The organism is Micromonospora sp. NPDC006766, assembly GCF_040636055.1.
In the GTDB taxonomy this organism is placed as follows: domain Bacteria; phylum Actinomycetota; class Actinomycetes; order Mycobacteriales; family Micromonosporaceae; genus Micromonospora.
Genome location: NZ_JBEYIX010000105.1, coordinates 1 through 5,747, shown reverse-complemented (window position 1 = coordinate 5,747; position 5,747 = coordinate 1). Strand labels below are relative to the sequence as shown.

The window sequence follows — 5,747 nt, the reverse complement described above, 5'->3', positions numbered from 1 at the left end:
AGACGACCGGGCTGCGGACCGAGCTGCGCAACGCCGTCAAGGAAGCCTCGGAGAAGAGCAAAATCACCGCGAAGACTCGCCTGGGCGGCGGCGCCGCTGGTCGCCGAGGTCGCCACCGAACTCGTGCTCAGCGGGGCCGCGCACCGGCTCGCCGCCGCCCGCGCCGCCGAGTTGGCCGGCCGGGCCGCGCTCGCCCGGGAACTGCTCGGCGACCGGGTCCACGCCCCCGGTCCGGCCCCCTTCGCCTGGGTGCGCCTCCACCACGACGCCGAGGCGGTCACCGCGTCCGCCCGCCGCCGGGGCGTCGCGGTCGCCGGGGCCGACGAGTTCGCCGCGCGGCGGGGCGCCCCGCCGGGCCTGCGGGTCAGCCTCAGCGCTGACGAGGACGCCGTACGCACCGCGCTGCGCGCCCTGGCCCGGCTGCTGCCCGGCTGAGCGCACGGGACACACCAGGCGGCACCGCCGGATCCGCCGCATTCAGCGTCAAATTCGGGCATACTGCGCACCGTGGTTGCAGCGATCGGGTGACCGAACGGGAAGACAAGAAGGAGTGGGACGAACGTGGTTGAGCGCGGCAGCGAGAGCGAGAACCCAGCAATCCCCTCCCCGACCGTGAAGCCGACTCGGCCGAGAACCAACCAGGACTGGTGGCCGAATCAGCTGAACCTGCAGGTTCTTCACCAGCACTCACCCCGGGCCAACCCGATGGGCGCGGCCTTCAGCTACGCGGAAGAGTTCAAGGCCCTCGACGTCGACGCCCTGAAGCGGGACATCGTCGAGGTCATGACGACATCGCAGGACTGGTGGCCGGCCGACTTCGGCCACTACGGGCCGCTCTTCATCCGGATGAGCTGGCACGCCGCCGGCACGTACCGCATCGAAGACGGGCGTGGCGGTGCCGGCGACGGCGCACAGCGCTTCGCCCCGCTCAACAGTTGGCCCGACAACGCGAGTCTCGACAAGGCGCGCCGGCTGCTCTGGCCGGTCAAGCAGAAGTACGGACGGAAGATCTCCTGGGCCGACCTGCTGGTCTTCGCCGGCAACTGCGCCCTGGAGTCGATGGGCTTCACGACGTTCGGTTTCGGCTTCGGGCGAGAGGACATCTGGGAGCCCGAGGAGATCTTCTGGGGGCCCGAGGACACCTGGCTCGGAGACGAGCGTTACAGCGGCGACCGGGAACTCGCCGGTCCGCTCGGCGCCGTGCAGATGGGCCTGATCTATGTGAACCCGGAGGGGCCCAACGGCAACCCGGATCCGCTGGCTTCCGCCCGGGACATCCGCGAGACCTTCCGCCGCATGGCGATGAACGACGAGGAGACTGTCGCGCTCATCGCCGGCGGCCACACGTTCGGCAAGACCCACGGTGCCGCCTCCGCCGAGTACGTCGGCCCCGAGCCCGAGGGGGCTCCCCTCGAGAGCCAGGGCCTCGGCTGGCGGAACACCTTCGGCAGCGGCAAGGGCGACGACACCATCACCAGCGGGCTCGAGGTCACCTGGACCTACCATCCGACCCGGTGGGACAACGAGTTCTTCCAGATCCTCTTCGGCTACGAGTGGGAGCTGATGCGATCGCCGGCCGGCGCGCACCAGTGGCGGCCCAAGAACGGCGCGGGCGCCGACCTGGTGCCCGAGGCGCACGATCCGTCGAAACGCCGCGAGCCGCGGATGCTCACGTCCGACCTCGCACTCCGGTTCGACCCGATCTACGAGCCGATCTCGCGGCGGTTCCTGGAGCACCCGGACCAGCTCGCGAAGGCGTTCGCCAAGGCGTGGTACAAACTGTTGCACCGCGACATGGGACCCGTTTCGCGCTACCTCGGCCCGTGGGTTCCCGAGCCGCAGCTGTGGCAGGACCCCGTACCGGCGGTCGATCACGACCTGATCGGGGACGAGGACGTCGCGGCCCTCAAGGCCGCACTCCTCGCGTCGGGGCTGTCCGTCTCCCGACTGGCCCTGACCGCCTGGGCGGCGGCGGCGAGCTTCCGCGGCACCGACATGCGTGGCGGGGCCAACGGAGCGCGGATTCGCCTTGAGCCGCAGAAGGACTGGGAGGTCAACGAGCCGGCCGAGCTCGCCACGGGGCTGCGGGCTCTGGAGCAGATCCAACAGGATTTCAACAACTCACAGGCCGGCCGGAAGAAGGTCTCGCTCGCCGATCTGATCGTCCTCGGCGGGTGCGCGGCCGTCGAGCAGGCGGCCAGGAACGCCGGGCATGACATCACGGTTCCCTTCGCTCCCGGACGCACCGACGCCGCCCAGGAACAGACCGATGTGGAGTCGTTCGCCGTGCTCGAGCCGAGGGCAGACGGATTCCGCAACTACCTGCGAGCCGACCGGAAGCTGTCGCCGGAGACCCTGCTGCTGGACCGGGCCAACCTGTTGACGCTGACCGCTCCCGAGATGACGGTCCTGCTGGGCGGCATGCGGGCCTTGCACGCCAACGTGGGCCGGACGCGACACGGCGTCCTGACCGACCGGCCCGAGACGTTGACAAATGACTTCTTCGTGAATTTGCTCGACATCGGCACCGAGTGGACGGCATCCACCTCCGCTGAGAACGTGTTCGAGGGGCGGGACCGCGCCACGGGTGAGGTCAAGTGGACCGCCACCGCGGTTGACCTCGTCTTCGGGGCGAACTCCCAGCTCCGCGCCATCGCCGAGGTCTACGCCAGTCGCGACGCGCAGGAGAAGTTCGTCCAGGACTTCGTCGCGGCGTGGGTCAAGGTCATGAACCTGGACCGGTTCGACCTCGTCTGACGGGCCGACCCGATCGCGGGCACCGGCCACCTTCGATCTCGACAGGGGTTGGGCCCTGCCGCCACGCACAGGTAACGGTTGGATAACAGGAGCTCTCCGCGTCGAGGCGCACGCGACAGATTCTCCGCCCGGACGCGTGCGTGCCACACCGCACCCGCGCCGGCCACGCAGCCACTTCGGACGGCTGCCCGACGGAGTGACCGCGAGCCTCTCACCTCCCCGTAGGCCGTGCGGAGGAATTCGCGCCGTCGTTCCGTGGGATGTTGACTCATGCGTTCAAATTGATAGATACGAAGTCGATAAAGACTTACCACTATCGATGGCTCATCATAACAGCCACGGGTGAACCCTTGACAACATACGTAACACGAAACACACTTCGCCCAGCCCGCGTGCGCCAATGCTCCGCCCCGGCACCACGAATGCCGGGGCGGCATCAAGCACGCTCGATTGAAGGGAACTCCCATATGAGGAGATTCGGGAAACAGGTCAGGGTGGGTCGCCTCCTAGCGCTGGTCACCCTGCCTGCGGCCATTGCCTTCGGCGCACTGCCGACACTGGCGAGCCCGTCAACGGGCGGTGGCCGAGTTGTGCCGGACCGGAATTCTAGCACTGAACAGAACGGTGTCGCGCTTATGCGCATCGTTGCCGCCGATCGGGCGGAGGTGGACCGTCTCGTCGACCTGGGAGTCGACCTGGCGGAGTACAACAAGCAACTCGACAACGGCATCGAGGTGCACGCCGTCCTGAGCCCGGCGGAGAGCGACGCGCTCCGCGCCATGGGCTTCAACGTCCAGGACAAGATCCTGGACCAGACGGACTATGCCGAGAACATCGCCGAGCGCAACGAGGCCATCCAGGTCGCCCAGGCCGCCGCCGCGGCGCAGGACACGCTGACCGTGCTGCGGGCCGAGTGGTTCACCAGCCTGGACGGCAACCGCTTCCTGTCCTTCGAGGTCAAGTCGAGCGCCGTCGACGCCGCCACGGTGATCACCGCCAGCTGGGACACCGGCGTGAACACCGCGCCCGGCTCGGGCGGCACCGCGACCCTCTCCCGGTTCACCGACGCCGGCCAGTACATGTACCACCGCTTCACCAACCCGCTGCCGCTGACCGCCGCGACGCCGGACCGGGTGGTCTTCACCAGCAACAAGGGCGGCACCGTCAAGGCGTCGGTGACCCAGTGGCTGGGGAAGAAGAACCCGGAGCCGAGCGAGAGCTACGTCTCGGACTTCGTCGACCACTACATGGACCCGACCGAGATCATGGCTCGGCTCACCGCGCTCCACCAGGAGTTCCCGAAGATCACCCAGCTGATCGACCTGCCGAACAAGACGAACGGCTACCGCCGCAAGGCGCAGGCCCAGTTCGGCACGGTCGCGCAGAGCACCTTCTACGTGACGTCGAAGGCGTGGGGCCACGAAGGCGGCAACGACATCACCATGTCCCTGGTCAACCAGGGCGGCAACAACCTCCCGCTCGACGTTCTCGTCTCGGGCAAGAACGTGGTGGTCTCGCTGGCCACCAACGGTTCCGGTGCCGTCACCAGCACCGCCGCTCAGGTGGTCAACGCGATCAACAACAAGCCCGAGGCGGCCGCCCTGCTGAAGGCGGACCTCTACCGGGGCAACGCCGGCACCGGCGTGGTCGCCACCGCCGGCTCGACCAAGCTGACCGACTACCTGAAGGCGCCGGCCAGCGTCTCCCGCGACCCGTTCCAGAACAAGGTGCTGCGGATCGGCCGCGCCAAGGACGGCACGCGGACCGGCGTGTTCATCTACTGCCAGGAGCACGCGCGGGAGTGGGTCACCCCGATCACCTGCCTGGAGACCGCGGAGCGGCTGCTGCGCAACTACGCGCAGGACACCAAGACCCAGAACCTGGTCAACGGGCTGGACATCTTCATCATGCCGGTGGTCAACCCGGACGGTGCCCACTACAGCATGTACGACTACAACTCGCAGCGCCGTAACATGACCAACCACTGCGCCGCCAGCGCGTCCGACCCGGGCAACCGGAACGGCTGGGGTGTCGACCTGAACCGCAACTTCACCGTCGGCACGGTCTTCGACGGTTACAACGGCGCGTCGACGAGCTGCACCAGCGACACCTTCGCCGGCCCGGCCATGCTCTCCGAGCCGGAGGCGAAGAACGAGGTCTGGCTGGTCAACGAGTTCCCGAACATCAAGTTCGCGATGAACACCCACTCCTACGGTGGGTACTTCATGTGGCCGCCGGGCGCCTACAAGACCGCCGGCCGTGAGGTGCTGCCCCGGGTCGACCTCGGCACCGAGAACTACTTCTGGGACGCCTCGTCGAAGATCCTCTCCGCAGTGCAGTCCTGGCGGGGCACGGCGATCTGGCCGGGCCGCACCGGACCGGTGACCGACGTGCTCTACTCGGCGGCCGGCAACAGCGCCGACGAGCACTGGTACAAGCGCGGCATCATCGGCTGGGACTTCGAGGTCGGCGCCGACATCTACAACAAGGCCACCGGCCGGTACACGGCGGTCGGCTTCCAGCCGGCGTTCGCCGAGGGCCACGAGGAGGCCATGGAGTTCTCCAGCGGCCAGATCGCGATCCTGGACGTGGCGAAGAAGTTCGGCGCGGACAAGAGCGCGCCGACGTCGGAGCTGCTGGTCAAGGCCAAGGACGCGGGTCTCACCAAGTTCACCTTCAAGGTGAACGAGGCGGCGAACATCTACTACACCCTCGACGGCAGCACGCCGACCACCTCCTCGCTGAAGCTCGCCTCCGCGGGCTACCGCGAGGGCGCGGAGCAGATCACCATCCACGCCAAGACCACCGTCAAGTGGTTCGCGGTCGACATCGCCGGCAACGCCGAGGCGGTGCAGGTTCGGGAGTTGAACGTACCCAAGAGCTGACCCCGGGACGGGGCCGTAACGCTACGGACCAGTACCGGTCGACGACCTTGCTCGCGCCGAGGCTCTTGGCGTGGTAGCCGTTGAGCGTGGCGCGGGTGAGGAACT

The 5,747-nt window shown here is 68.1% G+C and carries 3 protein-coding genes; all 3 read left to right on the top strand.

All coding sequences use genetic code 11. From position 1 onward, the window contains the following. A partial coding sequence (locus ABZ671_RS32255) for a hypothetical protein (protein WP_357865206.1) occupies nt 1-435 on the top strand: 435 nt, incomplete at its 5' end. Between the two features lie 126 nt (nt 436-561). Next, a complete protein-coding gene (gene katG, locus ABZ671_RS32250) occupies nt 562-2,757 on the top strand; it encodes a catalase/peroxidase HPI (RefSeq protein ID WP_357865202.1) in 2,196 nt (731 codons plus the stop codon). Nucleotides 2,758-3,392: 635 nt separating this feature from the next. Then, nucleotides 3,393-5,642 carry a M14 family zinc carboxypeptidase gene (locus tag ABZ671_RS32245; RefSeq protein WP_357865199.1) on the top strand — a complete coding sequence of 750 codons (2,250 nt, stop codon included), beginning with the start codon at nt 3,393-3,395 and terminating at the stop codon, nt 5,640-5,642. Nucleotides 5,643-5,747 lie beyond the last annotated feature (105 nt).